Annotated in this window: 4 protein-coding genes; all 4 read left to right on the top strand. The window is 68.0% G+C overall.

Annotation, left to right across the window (positions count from 1 at the left end; genetic code table 11):
• A partial coding sequence (eno, locus tag AC1DOC_RS29950; RefSeq protein WP_478131150.1) for a phosphopyruvate hydratase occupies positions 1–950 on the top strand: 950 nt, incomplete at its 5' end.
• 17 nt (positions 951–967) lie between these two features.
• The gene (ftsB, locus tag AC1DOC_RS29945; RefSeq protein WP_012748544.1) at positions 968–1,246 is read left to right on the top strand and encodes a cell division protein FtsB; all 279 of its coding nucleotides are present in this window, start codon (positions 968–970) and stop codon (positions 1,244–1,246) included.
• A gap of 99 nt (positions 1,247–1,345) precedes the next feature.
• Positions 1,346–1,972, top strand: a complete 627-nt coding sequence (gene pnuC, locus AC1DOC_RS29940) for a nicotinamide riboside transporter PnuC (RefSeq protein WP_478131149.1) — start codon at positions 1,346–1,348, stop codon at positions 1,970–1,972.
• The coding region (locus AC1DOC_RS29935) for an AAA family ATPase (protein WP_478131148.1) at positions 1,969–2,304 on the top strand (336 nt) is incomplete at its 3' end. The genes pnuC and AC1DOC_RS29935, both read left to right, overlap by 4 nt.

The following is a 2,304-nucleotide window of genomic DNA, read 5'->3' as shown; positions in this document are numbered from 1 at the left end:
TCGCCGTCTCGATGGCGGTGGCACGCGCCGCGGCCGAGGAGTCGGGCCTGCCGCTGTACCGCTACTTCGGCGGCATGGGCGGCATGCAGCTGCCGGTGCCGATGATGAACGTCATCAACGGCGGCGCGCACGCCAACAACAGCCTGGACCTGCAGGAGTTCATGATCATCCCCGTGGGCGCGCCGAGCTTCCGCGAAGCCGTGCGCTACGGCGCCGAGGTGTTCCATGCGCTCAAGAAGATCCTGGGCGACCGCGGCATCAGCACGGCCGTCGGCGACGAAGGCGGTTTCGCGCCCAGCGTCGAAAGCCATGAAGCGGCCATCCAGCTGATCCTCGAAGCCATCGACAAGGCCGGCTTCGTGGCGGGCGAGCAGATTGCGCTCGGCCTGGACTGCGCCGCGAGCGAGTTCTACAAGGACGGCAACTACGTGCTCTCGGGCGAGAACCTCACGCTCTCGGCCGGCAACTGGGCCGACATGCTGGCCACCTGGGTCGACAAGTACCCGATCATCAGCATCGAGGACGGCATGCACGAAGGCGACTGGGACGGCTGGAAGCTGCTCACCGAGCGCCTGGGCAAGCGCGTGCAGCTGGTGGGCGACGACCTGTTCGTCACCAACACCAAGATCCTGCAGGAAGGCATCGACAAGGGCATTGCCAATTCGATCCTGATCAAGATCAACCAGATCGGCACGCTGACCGAGACCTTCGCCGCCATCGAGATGGCCAAGCGCGCGGGCTACACGGCCGTCATCTCGCACCGCTCGGGCGAAACCGAGGACAGCACCATCGCCGACATCGCGGTGGGCACCAACGCGGGCCAGATCAAGACCGGCTCGCTCTCGCGCTCGGACCGCATCGCCAAGTACAACCAGCTGCTGCGCATCGAGGAAGACCTCGGCGACATCGCCAGCTACCCCGGCCGCGGCGCGTTCTACAACCTGAAGTAGCACGCGAAGCCKGCGGCATGCGCTCGCGCCTCGTTCCACCCATCGTGCTGTTGCTGCTGCTGGTCATCCTGCAGTGGCAGCTGTGGAACGGGCGCGGCAGCGTGCGCGACGTGGCGCAGCTGCAGTCCAAGCTGGCCGACCAGAAGGCGGCCAACGCCAAGGCCGTGGTCAACAACGAGCGGCTGGCCTCCGAAGTCAACGACCTCAAGATCGGCCTCGAGATGGTCGAAGAGCGTGCGCGGCAGGAGCTGGGCATGGTCAAGCCCAACGAAGTGTTCGTTCAGGTCACGCACTGAATATGGCCCCCACGCTCGGCACTGCGTGTCCTCGCTGCCCCCCGAGGGGGCCGCTCGCACGTTGGGGCGGCCCGGCGGCGCTCGACGCCTGACGCGCTGATGCCCGAGTTCTTCTCGGCCCCCGCATTCGCGCTCTGGGGCTCACCGGTCAGCTGGCTCGAACTCGTGGCGGCGGTGCTGGCGGTTGCGATGGTCGGCTGCAACATGCGCGAGATCCATTGGGGCTGGCCACTGGCGATCCTCAGTTCGCTGCTTTACGTGGCCGTGTTCGCGCAGGCACGCATCTACGGCGACGCCTCGCTGCAGGTGTTCTTCGCAGTCGTCGCGCTCTGGGGCTGGTCGCAATGGCTGCGCGGCCACCGCGCCGATGGCAGCGCATTGCGCGTGAGCCGGCTTTCGCCGCGCGGCGTGGCGCTGGCACTCGCGGCCTGCGCACTGGCATGGCCCGCGGTCGCGCTTTTCCTGCGCCGCTTCACCGACACCGACGTGCCCTGGTGGGACKGGTTCTCGACCGGGCTCAGCCTCGTCGGCCAGTTCCTGCTCGGGCGCAAGTTCATCGAGAACTGGCTGGTGTGGCTGGCGGTGAACGTCGTGAGCGTGGGTCTCTTCATCCACAAGGGGCTGTGGCTCACGGTCGGGCTCTACGCCGTGTTCGCGGTGCTCAGCGTGGCGGGCTTTCTTGCGTGGCGTGCGCGCATGCACGGCGGGGCGGCAGCGCGCGCATGACACCCACCTTGCCGACCGGATGCGTGATTGCGCTGCTCGGTGCCGAGAGCACCGGCAAGACCGAACTCGCGCGCGCGCTCGCGCAACGCCTGCAGGAACGCGGCATTGCCACCACGCTGGTGGGCGAATACCTGCGCGAATGGTGCGAGCGCGAAGGCCGCACGCCGCGCCCCGACGAGCAGCGGGCCATTGCAGAGGAGCAGACGCGCCGCATCGAAGCCGCGGCCGCTTCGGGCGTGGTGGTGGCCGACACCACGGCCCTCATGACCGCGGTCTACAGCGAACTGCTGTTCGGCGACACCTCGCTGCATGCTGGCGCGCTGGCGGCGCAA

Source organism: Variovorax sp. 01T439_2 (genome assembly GCF_056398445.1).
The sequence above is the reverse complement of the archived record's forward strand: the minus strand, read 5'-3'. Positions and strand labels throughout refer to the sequence as shown.